Below are 17907 nucleotides of genomic sequence, written 5' to 3' on the forward strand. Positions count from 1 at the left end.
CCCAACACGCTCGGGCGCAGCTCTAGACGGACTCGGCGGCCTACAGGCGAAGCACTGGATTAGCCCTAATCCGGTTTGGTAAACTTGCATTTGCCCTGCAGCGACCACGGTCCCCGCGCCCCAGCGTCGGCGCAGAACGCATCGACCGCCCGGGTCACACCAGGGAAGCGGCCACCCAGGCGGTCGTAATCGTCAGCGATCAGAAGGCCTCCAGGTCGCAGGACCGGCCACCAGGCGCGCAGATCCGCCGCGACGGACGCCTCTTCGTGCCCGGCATCGAGATGAATGACGTCGGCAATTACGCCGCGCAGACGCAGGAGTTCCGCGGCATTCACCGAGTCGAGCGGTAACGGCACGATGTGGTCCGTCATGCCTTCGCGCAGCACATTCGCCAGGAAGGTCCGGTAGAGGCTCGGATAGCCATGCTCGATGGCGAGTTCCGCGAAAAGCGCCCCGTCCGCCCAATGATCAACGGCTCCGAGCCACGTATCGACCGCTATCACGGTGCCGGCGACATTATGCTCGGCCATGGATCGCGCGAGAAAGAGGGCGCTGGCTCCCTTCCTAGTCCCGATTTCGACAACCACGCGGGGCCGGAACTCGGTCACCGCCTCCGCGAGATAGGGATGGATGCTACGCCAGCCTTGAAGGTCGCCGGCGCGCAGGTCCGCCGGGGGATCCGCGAAGGGGTCACGGCCATGCCACAGGGCGGCGATCAGGTCCTGTCGGGTCATGTCACTCTGGTTTCAGGGTGTTGGAGAGGCGCAGGACGGGCAGACACTCGGGAAGAGTGGTGAGGTCACTCAACGGCGCGGGCCTGCGCGTAGAGCGCCTCGCATTGGTCGAGCCAGCGTGCGTGGGTGAACAGGCGCAGGACCCGCCCGTGCGGGACCGGCCGCGGGATCGCGAGCGCCGTGCCGATAGCGCGGGCGAGGTCCGTCACGTCGCCGGGCGCCGCGAGGGCTCCGGCCTCGCCGACCACCTCCGGGACGGCGCCCCGGGCGAACCCGGCGACCGGCAGACCGCAGGCCATCGCCTCGATGGCCGCCAGCCCGAACGGCTCGTCCCAGCACGGGGTGGTCAGGAACACGGAGGCGCGGCCGACTTCCGCGGCCAGAGCGGCACCGCCGAGCCGGCCGCCGTAGCGGATCGCTCCGCCGAGTTCGGGGGCGACCTGCGCCGCCCAGTAATCCGGCTCCTCGATCGGGCCGAGCAGGGTCAGCGGTAGCCCGGCCCGGCGCGCCGCCGCGATCGCGAGATGCGCCCCCTTGTCGGGCGTGATTCGCGCGCACCAGACGGCGCTGCCGTCGCCCTGCGACTGGTAGGGCCAGGCGGCGGGATCGATGCCGTTGTAGAGCACCGAGGCCTCCGGCGGTGCCCCGTCCGGCCACCACGCGTCGAGATGGGCCCGGGATGGCGCGGTGATCCGGTGTCCCGGGGCGGGGCTCGCCTGCACGAACCAGCGCAGGGCGTCATAGGGCGGCACGTGAAGCGAGGTGACGGTCGGCGTCGCGGTGGTACGCCGCTTCTCCAGGGGCAATCGGCTCAGGCTGTTGTTGTGGAGCACGTCGAAGCCCCCGGCCGCGATCCGGTCGCAGGCGGCGGCGTAGCCATTGTCGAGATGGACCTTCAGGCCCGTATCGCCCCGGTGCTCCAGGCCGGCATGGCTCCGCTCATGATGGACCGGGACCACAGGATCCAGGGCGAAGCGCGCATCGCTGTCGCCCGAGGCGAACAGCGTGACCGCATGGCCGCGGGCCATGAGGCCGTCCGCGAGGGTCCAGGTGTAGGCTTCGAGGCCACCCGCGAAGGGCGGGGCGATCGGGTGGCGCAGATGGGCGAGGAGCGCGATCCTCACGCCGTCACCGGCGCGGGCTCGCCCGCCCGGGCCTCGATGGCGCGAATGACCGAGGCCGCGTTCGTGTAGGGCTGGTGACTCTGCTGGCCGGTGAGCGCGAGATCGGCCGCGTCGGGCCGGCGCAGGATGCGGATCGGCCGGTCGGGCGTGTCGTCGATCAGGCCCATCACCTTGAAGGCGTAGAGCCAGTGGCCCATGGTCCGGTAGCCCCACTTGGCCTCGAACAATTCGGCGTTGCGCACCACGCTGTCGAGGTGATGGACCGGCGGCATGTGGTGCGGGTGGTACTGGTGATAGGCGCGCGCGCCCTTCATCCAGGCGATCGGGATCCCGCTCTGGTCGAGGATCTTGCCGAAGTCGGTGTCTTCGCCGCCGTAGCCGGTGTAGCGCTCGTCGAAGCCGCCAGTCGCCACGAAGGTGGCCCGCCGGATCGCGAAGTTGAGTGACCAGAAGCAGCGGTAATCGGTGCAAATCTCGATGCCGGAGGCCGGGGGCCCGCGGCGGTCGGAATGCCGCTCCGCCACGGCCTCCAAGCCGTTATAGTCCCAGGCGCCCGCGGTGGCGCGCTCGGGCAGGTGCAGCACCTCGCCCATCAGCAGCCCGTCGAGGTCGCGCAAGCCCCGGGCGTAATCGGCGACGAGGTCGGGGGCCGGGATGCAATCGACGTCGAGGAAAACCACGGCGTCGCTGTCGACCGCCGCCACGCCGCGGTTGCGCGCCGCAGCCAGGGGCAATTCGCGGCCCGGCACGAGGATCTGGTGCACCGGGAAGCCGACCTCGGGCAGGTCGTAGGGCGTGTCCTGCATCACCGCGACGATGAACTCGGCGGGGGCTTGCGTCTGGCGCTCCAGGCCAAGGAGCACGTTGCGCAGATGGGCCGGCCGGCCCTTCGCGAGGGTCACGACGGAGACGGTGGACATGCGGGGGGCGGGCTCCGGTCGACGCGGGGGGAGGGAGGCGTTCATTCGGCCGCGATGTCCTGAAGCGGGCTGGGTTTGACCGCGGCGGGTCCAAGGTCCCAGAGCGCGTCGGTCAGTCCTTCGAGCCAGCCGGCGGCGCGGGCGGCGGCTTCGGGGGCATAGAGGCCGCGCAGGGCGGTCCCATCCAGGGCGCGGGCTCGGGCGAGGAGGTCGCGCCAACCCTGGAGATCGCCGGGCCAGATGGCGGCTTGCACGGCGGCCCCGAGGCGGACCAGCGCCTCGGCCTTGCGGGTCTGCTCGGCGAAGTAGCGCCATTCCGGCATGACGATCAGGCGACCGCCAACGCGGGCGACCTCATGGACCGTGTTGTCGCCCGCCGAGGCGATCACGATGTTGGCGGCGGCGAGGTAGTCCGTGACCGAGCTCACCCAGCCGAGCTCGCGCAGATTCGAGAAGTCGGTCTCGTGGCCCTCGCGGTGGGTCGGCCCCAGGGTGAGCCACAGGGCGTCGGGTTCGGCGCGGGCCGCGACCGTGAGCGGCGCGTAGGGGGTGCCGCTGCCGCCGCCGCCGGTCACCGCCACGACGATCTCCCGCGCAGGGTCGAGGCCGAGCTTGGCGCGAGCCTCCGCGCGCTCCGGCACCCGGTCGACGCTGGTGCAAAGGCCGCCGCTGTAGAAGGTCTTGGCGCGCAAGCTGGCCGGGTAATCCTCCTGCTCCAGGCGTTCGTCGAAGGGGGCGAGCATCCCCACGCAGGCCTCGTAGGCGCCGACATGGCCGATATCGGAGCGGTCGCCGTGCATGCGGATCTGCACGGCCGGCACGCTGGCGATCCGGGCGAGCAGGGCGATCTCGGCCGAGACGTCGACCACGAACAGTCCGACATCGCGGCTGTCCAAATGGTCGAGGATGGTCCGCATGGTCCGGCGCATCTCGGTCAGGCCCAGGGGGACGCAGTGCATCACCTGCGGCGTCGGCTCGGCGTAGAGGCGCGGGGTCGGCACCGCGGCGCCGATCATGTTGGGCAGCGCCACGATCTCGATGTCGCGGCTGAACCCGTCGAACAGGCGCGGATCGGCGGTGAGCACCGAGACGGGCCGGTCGCGGGCGAATTCGGCGGCCACCGCCATCGTGCGGTTGGCGTGGCCCCGGCCCTGGTGATGGACGAAGAACGCGATCGGCTTCTTCATGGCTCTGGGTTCGGGCTCGATCTCAGGAGAACAGGGCGTCGGGGCGCAGGGCGGCGGCGATCTCGGGCCCGGTCGGCGGGCGGATCAGGCGGATCGCAGGGGCGTCGGCGTGCCAGTCGATCAGCCCGGCCGCGCGGAACTGGTCGAGCCAGTAGGTCATGCACCAGCGCCCGTGCCGCGCCCGGAAGCGCGCCGCGTTGGCGAGGATCGCCGCGAAATGCTGCAGGGGCGGCACGTGGACCGGGTGGTGCTGATGATAGGCGCGGGCGCCCGCCACCCAGAAGACCGGCAGCCCGGAGGCGGCGAGCCGGGCGGCGAGGTCGGTCTCCTCGCCGCCGTAGCCCACAAAGGCCTCGTCCATGCCGCCGACGGCGCGCCAGGACGCGGCCGGCAGCGCGAAGGACAAGCCCCAGAGCTGGCCCGCATCGGGCTCCGGATGCAGACCTGCTTCCGGCAGGGCGGGCCGGGCCGGATGGATCCGGCCGAGGCGGTCGAGCAGGGCCGGATCGGGATCGCCCGTAGCCGTCGGCGGTAAGTAGAGGACCTCGCCGAGGAACAGGCCGCGGGTCGTCGCGGCGGCCTGCGCGTAGGCCGCCACCAGCCCCGGCGCCGGGATGCAATCCACGTCGAGGAAGACGAGGAGATCCGCGCCGGCCGCCCCGGCGGCCCGGTTGCGCGCGGCGGCGAGCGGCATCGGATCGCCCGGGACATGGAGATGGCGGACGGGGCAGCCGGGATCCGGCAGGTCCGGCGCACGCTCCGGCTGCATCCAGGCGATGATCAGTTCGCGCGGGGGCAGGGTCTGGTGGGCGAGCCCGCGCATCAGGTTACGCAGGCGGTCGGCCCGGCCGCGGACCAGGGTCAGGACGCTCGGCGCCGGTTCCGCCCGGAAATCACCCGACATGGGCGAGCATCCGGCGGAAATGCGACACCCCTTCGATGATCCCCCGGGCATGGGTCCGGCGGGCCACGTAGGAGTGCTTCAGGGCGGCATGGCTCGCGAGGTCGTCGGAATAGTTCGCCACGATGATCGCCTGGACGCGGGCGCCCAGCATCTCGATGTCGTTGCCGGAATCGCCGGCCACGAACACCGCGTGCTCCGGCAGGTCGTAGAGCGCCCGGACGTGATCGACGGCGGTGCCCTTCGAGGCCGCCTCCGGCAGGACGTCGAGGTAACGGCCGTGGCTGTGGATGACCCGGGCAGCGAGTCCGGCCTGGGCGAGGCGCGCGCGGACGCGCCGCGCGGCTGCCGGATCGCCGAAATAGCTGAGCTTCAAGGCGCGCTGCTCCAGCGGGCCCTGCGGGGTGAGCCCGTCGAGCCCGGCCAGAGCCGCCTGCACGGCCGGCCGATCCCAACCGGTCTCGATGGCCCGGCGCCACGGTGCATCCGCCGTGTAGGTCACGCCGTTGGCGTCGAGGTGGTAGATCTCGGAGCCGACGGAGGTGATCATCACCTGGGGCCGGGGAGAGTCCTGCTGCTCCAGCACCGCCGTGGCGCTGTGGAAGGACCGGCCGGTGGCGACGCCGAAGGCCAGCCCCGCCTGCCGGCTGCGCCACCGGCGGAAGATGCCCATCGCCGCGTCGCAGCCGACCAGCGTGTTGTCGATGTCGCAGACGAGCAACTGCCGGGGTGACGGGGCTGGCGGTTCCGCGGCCAGCAGCGCGCGCAGCAGGACATGGTAGCGCGCGGCGTGCCGGTCCCAGTCGTAGGCCGCCGCCGCGCGGGCGCCCCCGGCCACGCAGCGCGCGTAAAGGGTCGGATCGCCGAGGATGCGCAGGCAGGCTTCGGCGATCGCCCCGGGGGCCCGGGGGTCGATCAAGAGCCCATTGCCGCAGGTCTCCACGATGTCGTTCGGGCCGCCGCTGTCGGTGGCGACCAGCGGCAGGCCGGCGGCCGAGGCCTCCAGCAGCGTCAGGCCGAAGGGCTCGTTGAGGGCCGGGTTAACGAACAGGCCGCCGCGCGCCCGGGCATGGGCGTAGATCGCCGGCACGTCCTCCGGACGATGGGTCTTCGGGTAGGCGACGCGGCCGTAGAGGTCGTAGCGGTCGATCAGGACGAGGAGGTCGCGCATCGTCGCGGCCATGTCGCCGTCGAGGGTATCGATGTCGTCGCGGGTGCCGGCGACGATCACGAGATTGGCGCGGGCCTGGAGCGCACGGTTCTCGCCGTAGGCCCGCACCAGGGCCGCGAGGTTCTTGCGCGCCACAGGCCGGGCGAGCGCCAGGATCGCCGGCTTGCCCGGATCGTCGAGGAACCGGTCGATCGCCCCATCGATACGGGGATGGGGCTGGGCCGCGGCGAAGCGCGCGAGGTCGCTGCCCGGGGGTAGGATGCGGACGCGCCCGGGATCGTAGGCCGCGTAGTTGGCGTATTGCACCTCCGCCTCGTCCCGCGAGGACGCGATGACGAGCTGGGCCCGCGCCAGGGCCTCCTCCTCGGCGGCGATCCGGTGGGCGAGGTCGGGGCGGACGACGGACGCACCCAGCATCCGCGCCTTCACGCGTCCGAGCGAATGCCCCGTGAACACGAAGGGGATGCCGAGGCGATCCTCCACCAGGGCCGCCACCCTCGCCGCGTCCGCGTAATGCGCGTGGATGAGATCCGGTGCCCGGTCCTGCGCGGCGATCCAGGTGATCAGATTCTCGGCGAAGGATGCGACCTCGGCGTGCATCGCCTCCTTGGCGCGGTAGTCCGGGGACGCGCTCGCGAGCCGCACGAGCGTGACCTTGTCGGCGATCGGCTCTTCGGGCACGGCGTAGGCGGCGCCGAGGGGGCCGTGGAACAGGCGGGTCGCCATCACGATCCGTGTCAGATCGCGGTCCTGCGCGGAGGCCGCGACCAGATCGAGCAGGTAGCGGATATGGCCGCCGGTATCGGCGGTGAGCCCGTAGACGACGCCGTTGCCGCGCAGGCAGCCCTGCAGGGCGATATGCAGGACGAACATCAGGCGCGGGCTGTGGCTTTCGGGTATCCCTGAGATCTTAACTTATGTAAATCTTTTCCCGAGCTTCGGCTTAACATATGTAAAGAGGTTGCCGTGCTTCGCGTCGCCCAGATCGCGCCGAACATTTTTCCAATTCCCCCGGATCATCATGGTGGCACCGAGCGGGTTGTGCACGATCTCAGCACGGCGCTGCGAAGCTTGGGCGTGGAATTAACATTGTTTGGTTCTTCGGACAGTGCGACAGACTTGCCGCGCGTCGGCGATTACCCGAGTCTCGCGGCTCTGGAACGGCAACACGGGCGCGTCGCACCCGGTGTGCCCGCCGCCCTGGACGCCCTGCAGCTGGAGGCCCTGCGGCAGCGGCTCGACGCTTTCGACATCATCCATTGCCACGGCGAATTCGCCCATGCGGCGCTCCTGGGTGAGCGTCGCCGGCACAGCCTGACCACCATCCATTGGCGGGTGGACGAACTCGACCGGGCTTTGTTCTTTCAGGGTTTCCCGGAACTGCCGGTGGCGGCGATCTCGGCCGCGCAGGCGGCCGGCATCCCGGAGTCCAACCGGGCCGGCATCGTGCATCACGGCATCGACCGGGCGCGCTTCGCCTTGCGCGCCACGCCGGACGACCATGTTGCGTTCGTGGGCCGCATGACCGACCAGAAGCGGCCCGACGTGGCGATCCGTGTCGCCCGCGCCGCCGGCCTGCCGATCCGGCTCGGCGGCACGATCGATGTCGGCAACCCGGATTATTTCGATGCCCGGGTGCGTCCGCTCCTCGGCTCCGACGCGACCTATCTCGGACCGGTCGACGATGCCCGGAAGGGCGAGCTCCTGGGGGGCGCCCGGGCGCTCCTGTTCCCGATCGACTGGCCCGAGCCCTTCGGCCTCGTGATGATCGAGGCGATGGCCTGCGGCACCCCGGTGGTCGCCTGGGACCGCGGCTCGGTCCCCGAGATCGTCGAGGACGGGGTGACGGGCTTCATTGTCTCCACGGAAGCCGAGGCGGTCGCGGCGCTGGCCCGGATCGAGCAGCTCGACCGCGCCGGGATCCGCCGCCGGTTCGAGGCGCGCTTCACCGCCGAACGCATGGCCCGGGATTACCTAGCCCTCTATCATCGCCTGCTCGCCGCCTGATGCGCACCGCCCTCCTGGCCTGGGACTACCCACCATCGCCGAGCGGGCTCTCCACCGCGGCCCAAGAGATCGCCGAGAGCCTTGCGGAGGCGGGCGCGGCGGTGACGGTGTTCACCCTCGACCAGTCCGGACACGAGCGGATCGGCGGCGTCGCGGTGGCGGGCCTCGCCCTGGCGTCCGGAAGCGCCCTGGCGCGCCTGCGCCTCTGGGGCTCCGCCGGCCATCTCGCCGCCCCGCTCGCCTTCCGGCGTGCCGTACTCGACGCGCATCGCCGGGCGCCCTTCGCCGTGGTCGAAGCGACCAATTGGTACGCGCCGGCCGCTTTGCTCGCCGGCCGACGGGATCTGCCGCTGGTGACCCGCAGCTCCACGCCGGCCGCCTTCACCCGCGACCCGGCCGGCAGCCTGCGCAACCGCCTCGACGGCTGGACGGCCGACCGCCTGGAGCGCCGACAGGCCCGGGCGAGCGCCGGGCTCATCGCCAACACCGCGGCGCACGCGGCGGTGATCGCCCGTTCCTACGGGCTGACCGGACGGCAACCCGAAGCGGTGATCGGTCTCAGCCTGCCCCCCGGGGTCGCCGAGGCCGCAAGCGGTGCCCCCTATCCGGAGGCGGCGGAACTGGTCCGCCTTCTCTTCGTCGGGCGGGCGGAGGCGCGGAAGGGGTTCGATGTCCTTCTCGGCGCGATGGCGATCCTCGGCGCCGAGCGGGCCGGGGGCACGCTGCCCGCCTTCCAGCTCGACCTAGTCGGAGTGCCACCGGACGATCTCCCGGCCGATCTGCCCGAGACGGCGCGACGGCACATCCGCGCCCGGGGCCGGATCGACGGGGGGGCGCTGTCGGCGGCCTATGCCGAGGCCCATGCGGTGCTGGCGCCCTCGCGCTACGAGAGCTTTGGCCTCGTCTACCAGGAGGCGCTCGCTTATGGCCGGCCGGTCGTGGCCTGCGCCGAGGATGCGAGCGCCCGTGCCTTCGTCGGCGCGCCCGGCGCCGGCCCCCTGGCTGCAACCGCGACCGGAGCGGCCCTCGCCGACGCCCTGCGTCCGCTCCTCACTGATCCGGACCTGCGCCGCGCCTATCGCGCCCGCGCCCTGGCGGCGGCCGGGCGCTTCAGCCGGGCGAGCCTCGGGCGCGAGACCCTGGCGCTCTACGAGCGGGCGATCGCGGCGGCACGGGACGGCTGAGCGCGGACACCCGGATCCGGGCGGCTCTGGCCCGTCAGTCGGCGTAGGGGCGCAGCAGCGCGGCCTCTTCCTCCAGACGTCCGCGCCCAGGATCGAGCGCCTCGTAGCGCCGCGACCGGGCCCGGACATGGGCCGCGCTCAGGCGATGCGCGATGCAGCCGTGCAGGGCGATGAGGCTCCCGGGCCAGCCACCAGCGAGAATCGGGCGCTCATGGACGCGCCCGGCATAGACCAGATGGGTGCGGTTCAACCGGTACTGGACATCCGGAAAGACGTCCGACAGGATTCCGTCGACCCGGTTCGCCCGAGCGAGGCCGATCGAGACGACATCCTCCGCCTCGGCCAGGGCCGCCAGGGCGGGCAGCAAGCGGCCGGTCTCCGGGGCGAGCGCCTCGTCGGCGTCGAGCTGGAGCATCCAGCGGTGGCGGGCGAGGCCCTGGAGGGCATTGCGCTGCGCGGCGAAATCCCCGTCCAGGGGCCGGGTGGCCACGCGTACCGCCCCCGCGGCGAAGCCCGCGACCGGGACCGGCTCCGCCGCCCGCGCCGGCCCGTCGATCAGGATCGCGACATCGTCCGTCCAGCCGGCCTGCGCCGGCAGCGATGCCAGGACCGCATCCCGGTCCGCCGGGCGGCAGAGGAGGCCGAGGGAGACCGGGCTTTCGTCGGCTGCCTCGAGGGGAAACAGTTCGGCTTCGGCCGCCCGGGTGCCGTGGGGGTGCCGGAGTTCCGCGCGGCCGGCCGCGTCGCGGGGGCGGGTGCCGAGCCTCCAGCGGGTCGCGGCGCTGCGTAGAGTGTAGAGGTCGAGGCCGTAGGGCGCTCTCCGGTCCGGCGCGAAGATGTGACCGGCGAGGCTTTGGGCCAGATGCGCGTGGCAGGCCTCCGCATCCCCGTTCTCCGCGAGCAGGACCCCGCAGGCATTGCAGGCTAGCGGGAAGGCGCGGCGCGCCCCACCCGGATAGGATAGAGTCCGGTCGCTCGGCCCGATCATGGCGGCCGCACAGACGAAACACCGCCGCATGATCCTTCTCCCGCGCCCGTGATCAGGCAGGAGAGGCCTGGATGCGTCGGGCCCGCGCCTTACCTTCGCGGTTCCGATAACCCCTGCCGCACGTGATCCCGGACGTCGACCCCCTCTCCGCCGGACGCGCCGGCCTGCCCGCTGACGGGTCCCTCGCCATCGTCGGCAACGCGCCCGGGACGGGGGCGTGCGCCACCGCGATCGATGCGGCGGACAGCATCGTCCGCTTCAACAACGCGCCCGGCTTCGGCGGCGGCACCGGCCACCGCGTCACGCATCTCGCACTGGTCAATCGCGGCGGCCAGACGCGGGAATGGCTGGCGGACCGGCGCTTCCTTGAGCGCCCGGTGGTCCGCGCCGCACAGGCCTTCATCCTGCCCTTTCCGATGCTGCCGGCGGAGCACAACGTCCCTGAGCCGATCTGCTGGACCCGCGAGATGCTGGCGCTGCTGCGGCCGCTGGGCCGCCCGGTCCATCTCCTGCCCACGGCGCTGCACCAGCAGGCCCACACCCTGCTGGCTTCCCAAACGGCGGGGCGCCCGAACCCGAGCACCGGCTTCCTCGTGACGCTCGCGCTGCTGCTCGGCCGCTCCGCGGGGGTACGGCCGGCGCAGGCCTACGGCTTCGGTTTCGCCGGCTGGCCCGGGCATCCCTGGGCGGCCGAGCGCGCATGGTTCGCCGAGGCCGAGGCTGCCGGACGCATCCGTGTGCATCCGCCATCTCCGACCGAGCGATGACCGCATGACCACCCTAATCACCGTCCTGAAGGGCGGCGGGCGCTACGACGCGACCTGGGTCGCCCGCCTCGCGGGCGGCATCCGCCGCCACGCCCCGGCGTTCGACCGGATCCTCTGCCTGACGGATCTGCCGGTGGCAGTTCCGGGCGTGGAGACGATCCCGCTCCGGCACGCTTGGCCGGCCTGGTGGGCGAAGATGGAAGCGTTCCGGCCCGGTCTCAGCACGGGTCCGACCCTCCTGTGCGACCTCGATACGGTGCTGACCGGCCCGGCCGATGCCCTGGCCGAGCCCGGCCTCGCCGCGATGGAGGACTATTTCCACGCGGGGCGCCTCTCCAGCGCGCTGCTGCGATGGTCCGGGGACGAACTCGCGTTTCTCTACACGACCTTCGCGGCCGACCCGGACCGCTGGATGAGCCCGGGGTCCTGCGGCCCCGTGCCGAACGCCGTGCATGGCGATCAGGTCGTCATCGACCACCTGCTGCGTCGGAGCGGCCGGCATCCGAATTTCATTCAGCGCCTTCATCCCGGTCTGCTCGATTTCTATGATCTCCGGCGCGACTCCCATGGCCCGGTCGTGATCTTCATTGGAGCGGCGAAGCCCGATACGGCGACTGGGGCCGTGCATGCTGCGTGGACGCGTAGCGGATGGAGGCTTCCCGACGCCATCTCGGCCGACGGCATCTGAAGCGTTGTTGTGTTCAAGCCGGCCGCAAGAAGTACGACCTATCTGGCCCAGAAGCTCGGAAGCTGCCCTTTGGCTACGGGCCACATTCTCGCATGACCCTACGCGTGTCAGTGGGTTGCGTTCGGGCAGGGAGGAGAACGTCTGCAGACCGGGGGGCGGCATTCAAAAGGGGAATGGCAGGTTTCGGCCAGCAACTGCCATCAGGAAACGCCCGCTTACACGTCTCAGATGGGTGGTTTTGCGACTATCCGCTTTGGAGACGCAAACTGGCTGAAGCAGACACGGTGAACCGGTTCAAAGTCTGCAATCCGACGTGCATGGAAACAGCGAAGGCCTACGCCATCCTGGAGAACATGATAGGCGGCTCGACCCCGGTCTCGTGCGCGGGTTTTGACACGTCGCTCACACCTGCCTGGAGTTGCGATGGAGGCGAGGGGGCAGCGTGTCGCCTGATCCGTCGAAGCGAAAGCCGAGTAAGCGGCTCTCGCCGAACCATCACGCCACGCGTGTCATCGCATCTGGGATGGCCGAGCGAAACTGCACGTTGATGCTGGTACCGGAGCGGTGCCGGATATCACAGCTAAACCGCCGCCCGTCGGCATCGACGGTCAGGTCGAACCGATCCGGAACCTGAGCGTGCATCCGGACATGGAGCCGTGCGCCGCCGTTCGAGAGATCGCGGATCGAGCAAGCGATCGAACCACGGCCAGGCACGCTGATGGTCGCTGGAAGCAAGACGCGGGTCCGGCGCTCGTTGCGCCGCTCCTCCATGCCGACGGTCCAGTTGTCCAGGCTGGTGCTGATGCTCGATACACCACTGGCCGCCTGGCGCATGCTGGTCAGGATTTCCGCCGTCGCACGCGTCTGCTCGTCCATCGAGCCACTGACCCCGTCGACGTAGGCGCTGATCGTATCGATCGCCGCGGTGATGGTCGTCAGGTTGGCCGCCACCTCGGACGACACGGCTTGCATGCCGGCGACCTCTCCGCTGATCCGGGCTGTAGCCGCGGCCGCCTGACTGGCAAGCTCCTTCACCTCAGTCGCAACCACGGCGAAGCCCTTGCCGGCCGATCCGGCCCGTGCCGCCTCGATCGTCGCGTTCAGGGCCAACAAGTTGATCTGCTGGGCGATGCCCGCGATCACAGCCCCAACGCCGTCCATCGCGCTGGCGGCGGCCTGCAGGCGTTCCGTGGCGGCATTGGCTTCGCCGGCACGTCCGTGGATGTCGTCGACGACGGTCTTCGACTGCGCCATGCTGCGCGAGATCTCCAACGCAGCGGCGTTCATGGTCTCGGCCGCGTCGGTGACCGCCTGGACGTTGTCGATGGTCTCCTCGGCCGCCTCTATGGCGACCGAGCGGGCGTCCATGTTGGCAGTCACGTCCGTGGCGTACTTGACGATCTTGGTCAGCCGGCCGTTCGGGTCGAAGATCGGGTTGTAGCTCGCCTGGATCCAGACATTCCGATTGCCCTTGCCGAAGCGCTGGAACATGCCGGTGGAGAACTCACCCGCCCGTAGCCGGTCCCAGAATGCTGCATACTCTGACGTCTTCGCGTAGCCAGGCTCGACGAACATGGCGTGGTGCTGCCCGCGGATCTCCTCGATCCGATAGCCAACTGCCTTGAGGAAGTTCGCGTTGGCATCGAGCACCGTTCCGTCGGGGGCGAATTGGATCACCGCTTGTGACCGATTTACGGCGGCGAGCTGCCCCGTCGCGTCGGTGGTCTGCAACTTCTGCGCCGTGATGTCGGTTGCGAACTTGACCACTTTCACCGGCTGGCCGTTTCGATCCCGAATCGGATTGTAGGTCGCCTGGATCCACACCTCGCGACCTCCCTTGGCGATGCGCCTGTACTCGCCTGAGGCGAACTCTCCACGCGCAAGCCGTGCCCAGAATTCGCGATACCCCGTTCCCGCCCGCTCGGTGGCCTCGACGAACAAGCCGTGGTGGCGGCCCTTCACCTCATCCAGACTATAGCCGACGGCGTCGAGGAAGTTTTGGTTGGCGGTCAGGATTGTGCCGTCGAGGGCGAACTCGATCACTGCCTGCGATCGGTGCAAGGCATCGAGCTGTCCATCATGATCGATGTTGCGCAGCACCTGCGCCGTGACGTCCGTGGCGAGCTTGACGATCCGCGCGACGCGCCCGTTGCGGTCGAGCACGGGATTGTACGTTGCTTGGATCCAGACGGTACGACCGTCCTTGGCGATGCGCTTGAACTCGTGGGTCTGCGCCTCGCCACGCCGCAGGGCGGCCCAGAACGTGCGGTATGCCTCGCCGTCACGCTCAGCTGCTGGGACGAACAAGGTGTGATGCTGCCCCTTCACCTCCGCAAGGCTGTAGCCCATCAGAACGAGGAACAGGTCGTTGGCGGCGAGAACGGTCCCATCAGGGGCGAACTCGATCCGAGCCCTAGACTTGTCGATAGCCGCCATCAAGGCACGCAGGTTGGCGTCGAAGAGCGGCACCGCAGATGTCTCCACGTGCCACGACGGCACGAGTGCGATGAAAGGGGGAATTTGGTTAAGCGGGCGTCACGCAAGCGATGAGACGCTTGATCGCACCCGCCACAACTTTGCCGCCCCGTATAACAACCAATAGTAGCAATCTAATGAATGTGGAGGGCAAGCTTCATCTTCGGGTAGATGCCGCACTGAATGACGAACTCGCTGGGCTCTCTGAGGATCAGGCTCGCCAGGTTGCTCGTTCCACCATGCCGGTCGGAAGTGTCATGACAGTCGCTGGATGGCTGCTTTTGGGCGGCGCCGACGGTGGTCCGAGTGGCTGGGTTGGGTCGGTAGGAGGCCGTCCGGTTTTCCGGCCGGCCTTCTCCGAAGCGGTCATTCCGCTTTCGGCCAGCTCCGGTCGTTGGCGCGAATCAGACCGCCACTCAGCGGACCTTCCGAGCGCCCAGTCAGGATCGACAGCGGCAGATTGAGCTCGGGATGCGGAGGATCTGCCCCTGGTGCATGTCGAATTCGCGGACCGGCCGACCCGGGTAGGATTTCAGAAGCGTCGGCAACGGCTCCAAACGGTCGAGATGGACTTCGATCGATCGGACCAGCGGCTGTAACGTCGCAGCGCCGGCGGGTCCCCTTCAGAGGCCTAGGTTGCGACCGGGATGAGCGTCGGAAAGCTTGGCTCTGCGAACGTATCCACGCATCGTCTTGAGATCCCGATGCCGCGAATGGCTCATGATCTCCTCGTCCCGTGATCCGCGTCTGTAAGCCTCGGTGATGAAGCCCGCGCGGAACCCGTGTGCTGAGATGCGCTCGCGGGGCCCAGCAACGAGGCCGGCCTCGGCGGCGCGTTTCTGAACGATACGTCCGATCGAATCCGGATGAAGACCCGCTTCCATCACGGTTCCGTCGGCTCGGACAGCGCGGAAGATATGGTTCTCGGTGGGCGCCGCCTTTAGCCAACGCCGAAGCGCCGCGACGGGACACGTCGCGACGTTCTCGCCGGCCAGGACGGTCACGATCGTGCCCTCGCCCTCCTGATCGCCTTTCGACTGGGGCAGGAACACGTCGACCGCACCTTCGCGGAAGGCGACGTCCTCGAAGCGGATCCGCGCGATCTCGGAGCGCCGGAACGCTCCGGCGAAGCTCATCAGGAACAGCGCGCGATCACGAAGAGCCGCAACCGTGCCTTCACAGGCGGCGACGATCTGGAGGGTCTCGGGCACGCCGAGCGCGGCGGCCTGCTTCTTCGGCCGACCGTAGCGCCGGAACATTCCGCGCAGGGCTGCCCGCACGGCCGGATGGGCCGGGATCCACGGCAACCCTTGGAGCTTGTGCGCCTGACCAATCGTGACGAGCCGGCGCTCGATCGTGGCGCGCTTGTGAGTCTCGGCCATCGAGGTGAGATAGCTCGCCACCTGCTCGGGTCCCGCGGGCAGGGGCTCGAGATCGTGGGTGCGGCACCAATCCGCGTAGTGCTGCCAGTCGGCGCGGTAGGCCCGGCGGGAATTTTCCGAGAGCGCCTCGTCGGCAAACGCGCGGGCGCGGGCAGCAAGCGTAGCGGGCAGCGTCATGGCTCTCTCCCTCAATCGAACCTGAGCGTAACGCTACGTCTGATAAGAAAGGGTTATCAGACGTTGGTTGAGCGGAGGGCGGCAGAGCGGCCGCTGACCGGACCGACTCTGCATCCAGCCAACGGCATCGCCAGCAAGCCGTCGATCCGCGGACGCGCCCGGGTCCTCACGGCCACAGGATACTGGGGCGTCTCCGCAAACTCATGTGAGCCGAAGCATGATCATGGCGAGGGTGACCATGTCGAGGTCGTTGGCAGCCCGCTTCTCGGTGGAGAAGCCGCCCTGACTGCGCGCGAGCGCCTCGTCGACGACCTCGACCGTGCCGTCACCTCCCGATGGCGCTGGACCGGCGTGCCCCGGCGGCGTACTGGTGGGCGCACCACCGTGCGTCCACGCAGCGCGGATCCCAGTCCACGGCGCCGCGGGCGTCCGCCTGCGCCTGCGGGCGCTGCAGCACCCGGTCGGACACGCCGGCCTCGCGCCGGCGGTAGAACCGGCTCGACACGGTTCCGGCCGCCCCGTAGCGGGCCGGCAGATCCTCCCAGGGCGCACCGGTACGCACGATCCTACGCAGGATCCAGAGCATGCCGTTGAGCATTTGGCAGTGATCCTCCGCAGGCCGGCCCGTGCGCGCTGTGAACCCGTTGCAGAGACGCCCTAGGCGCGGAGGTTCTCGTCGACCCTGGTATTCTGATACTCTTCAACACGGCCGCCGAAGATGGCGGCTGCCTCGGCGAAGCCGGCCTCCGATCGGAGCGGATCTTCGCGCCCTTCGCCGGTTCGACATCAAAAATCCATCCTGGGCATTTTGTACGCTCCGAGCAAAATTCGGCACGCGATTTATACGCTTGAACAGCATATGCGGTTACGGTCTAGGGTTTACGTTTTGTGGGCCGAATGGATCAAACGGTTTCCGGCATGGCAGACTGTAGCTGACTCGGCGCCCGTAGCAGTGCCGGATCGCGCGTAGGGGAGGGGAGGCGAACTAAATTATCGGAGATCGGCCGAGCCCCTTGCCGCGGGAATGACTCTCGCAGATTATACGAATTTTGTTATCTACGATACTGTAATTCGCATAATAAACATTATGGAACCAAGGCACAAAGATCAATCTATGAAGCCATTTTATCGTAACAAATCTAAAAAGTACATCGCCCATCCGCAGCTATGTCCTTCCTGTGTTCATCGGGGCAGCGGGGGAGGGTGCTTTGCGAATACGGCATCGCCCTCCCCTCTCCCGGTGCATCTGTGGACCGACTGGATGACGCTTCAGCCTGCGGCGGAGGCCCGATGACACTCGTTGCGGGGTTGAGCGTAGGCGGCCTGCCCGCGTTCATCGGTGACCTCCTGCTGTTGCGTCGCCTCCCCGCCCCGGTCGACCTTCCCACGCGCTCGAAGCCGGGGCTCGTGCCCGGCCTCGATCGCCATTTCGCGGCGGAGCTGGCGCAGAAGCTGGTGATCGTCCGGCCCTGGTTCCTTATCGCCTGGGCAGGCAGCCAGTCCAACGCCAGCCGCATCATCCAAGGACTCTACGCCCTCCTGCCCGAACGATCCGACGATCTTGCGCGGGTCGAGCCGGCACTCGAGCTTCTCGACAGCTGCTCGGAGGACGGCGAACTGGTGGCGCTCATCATCCGGGGAACCGCTATTCACCCGATCGGCGTGAGAACGCGCGGCTTCGAACTCGATGGCAAGCGCGTGTATATTATGGGCTACGGAAAGAGCGAATTCTTCGACTATCTCCAGGCACATCCGGAAGTGCTTCCGGGACAGGAAACGCGGGGAGGCCTGCTCGCCCGCGCCATCGCGCTCAGGTTCGGCGCGCGAGCGATGGCGATCCAGTGGATCACGGGGGCCGGGATCGAGGAGTCATGGGGCGGCTTCGAGGTCGTCTATCCCGCCAGGACCGGAACGTTCCGCAAGTGCGACAAGCTGCTGTTCCGGGCCTGGAAAATCGAAGCGGGCGGCGAGTACCACAGTTCAGGCAGGTCCTTCTTTGCGCGCTATCATGGCCGCAGCCTTTATCTGATCTGCATCGATCCGGAGGAGAAGACCTATCCAGTGCATTCACCCATCGGCGAACCGGTGGCGCCTCCATCCTTCGAACGCTGCGCACCGACCTGGACGATCGACCTGTTCCTGCACACGCAGACCGCGAGCTTCATCGAGTTCGCACGCTTCGTTCCCGATGTGACCCTGACC

General features: G+C 69.1%; 14 protein-coding genes and 1 pseudogene. 5 read left to right on the forward strand and 10 right to left on the reverse strand.

The genetic code is table 11. The features are described 5' to 3' along the window. Positions 1–65 precede the first annotated feature (65 nt). The 6 genes from ME121_RS06650 to ME121_RS06675 form a co-directional block, all read right to left on the reverse strand. The gene (locus ME121_RS06650; protein WP_059408546.1) at positions 66–734 is read right to left on the reverse strand and encodes a class I SAM-dependent methyltransferase; all 669 of its coding nucleotides are present in this window, start codon (positions 732–734) and stop codon (positions 66–68) included. Positions 735–799: 65 nt separating this feature from the next. Beyond that, complete coding sequence (locus ME121_RS06655) at positions 800–1858, reverse strand: glycosyltransferase (RefSeq protein WP_059408547.1); 1059 nt, start codon at positions 1856–1858, stop codon at positions 800–802. Further along, positions 1855–2778, reverse strand: a complete 924-nt coding sequence (locus tag ME121_RS06660; RefSeq protein WP_059408548.1) for a glycosyltransferase family 2 protein — start codon at positions 2776–2778, stop codon at positions 1855–1857. The genes ME121_RS06655 and ME121_RS06660 overlap by 4 nt, the downstream gene beginning before the upstream one ends. A gap of 41 nt (positions 2779–2819) precedes the next feature. Next, positions 2820–3965, reverse strand: coding sequence for a glycosyltransferase (locus tag ME121_RS06665; protein WP_059408549.1), 1146 nt, complete (start codon positions 3963–3965; stop codon positions 2820–2822). Positions 3966–3987: 22 nt separating this feature from the next. Then, positions 3988–4869 (reverse strand): glycosyltransferase family 2 protein, encoded by an 882-nt coding sequence (locus ME121_RS06670; protein WP_059408550.1) that lies wholly within the window; start codon positions 4867–4869, stop codon positions 3988–3990. Then, positions 4859–6910: an HAD-IIB family hydrolase gene (locus ME121_RS06675; protein WP_059408551.1), complete on the reverse strand. Its 2052-nt coding sequence runs from the start codon at positions 6908–6910 to the stop codon at positions 4859–4861. Before ME121_RS06675 ends, ME121_RS06670 begins: the two co-directional genes overlap by 11 nt. Before the next feature lie 93 nt (positions 6911–7003). On the opposite strand from ME121_RS06675, the gene ME121_RS06680 reads away from it, so the two are divergent. After that, entirely contained in the window at positions 7004–8044 is a 1041-nt protein-coding gene (locus ME121_RS06680) for a glycosyltransferase family 4 protein (protein ID WP_059408552.1), read from the forward strand. After that, positions 8044–9228: a glycosyltransferase family 4 protein gene (locus tag ME121_RS06685; RefSeq protein WP_059408553.1), complete on the forward strand. Its 1185-nt coding sequence runs from the start codon at positions 8044–8046 to the stop codon at positions 9226–9228. Before ME121_RS06680 ends, ME121_RS06685 begins: the two co-directional genes overlap by 1 nt. A gap of 34 nt (positions 9229–9262) precedes the next feature. On the opposite strand, the gene ME121_RS06690 is transcribed toward ME121_RS06685, so the two are convergent. After that, a complete protein-coding gene (locus tag ME121_RS06690) occupies positions 9263–10246 on the reverse strand; it encodes a glycosyltransferase family protein (protein ID WP_059408554.1) in 984 nt (327 codons plus the stop codon). Positions 10247–10338: 92 nt separating this feature from the next. On the opposite strand from ME121_RS06690, the gene ME121_RS06695 reads away from it, so the two are divergent. After that, positions 10339–10983 carry a glycosyltransferase family 29 protein gene (locus ME121_RS06695; protein ID WP_059408555.1) on the forward strand — a complete coding sequence of 215 codons (645 nt, stop codon included), beginning with the start codon at positions 10339–10341 and terminating at the stop codon, positions 10981–10983. 4 nt (positions 10984–10987) lie between these two features. Next, complete coding sequence (locus tag ME121_RS06700; protein WP_059408556.1) at positions 10988–11671, forward strand: hypothetical protein; 684 nt, start codon at positions 10988–10990, stop codon at positions 11669–11671. 495 nt (positions 11672–12166) lie between these two features. On the opposite strand, the gene ME121_RS06705 is transcribed toward ME121_RS06700, so the two are convergent. The 3 genes and pseudogenes from ME121_RS06705 to ME121_RS06715 all read right to left on the reverse strand — a co-directional run. Beyond that, on the reverse strand, positions 12167–14107 hold the full coding sequence (locus ME121_RS06705; RefSeq protein ID WP_059408561.1) for a methyl-accepting chemotaxis protein: 1941 nt from the start codon (positions 14105–14107) through the stop codon (positions 12167–12169). A 662-nt stretch (positions 14108–14769) separates the two neighbouring features. Further along, positions 14770–15705, reverse strand: coding sequence for a site-specific integrase (locus tag ME121_RS06710; protein WP_012329856.1), 936 nt, complete (start codon positions 15703–15705; stop codon positions 14770–14772). A gap of 264 nt (positions 15706–15969) precedes the next feature. After that, positions 15970–16336, reverse strand: a pseudogene (locus ME121_RS06715) (transposase); the annotation flags it as partial. A gap of 659 nt (positions 16337–16995) precedes the next feature. On the opposite strand from ME121_RS06715, the gene ME121_RS06720 reads away from it, so the two are divergent. Next, positions 16996–17907 (forward strand): hypothetical protein (locus ME121_RS06720; RefSeq protein WP_206407069.1); only part of this gene is annotated, 912 nt, incomplete at its 3' end.

It is taken from the genome of Methylobacterium sp. ME121 (assembly GCF_000974725.1).
Classification (GTDB): Bacteria; Pseudomonadota; Alphaproteobacteria; order Rhizobiales; family Beijerinckiaceae; genus Methylobacterium; species Methylobacterium radiotolerans.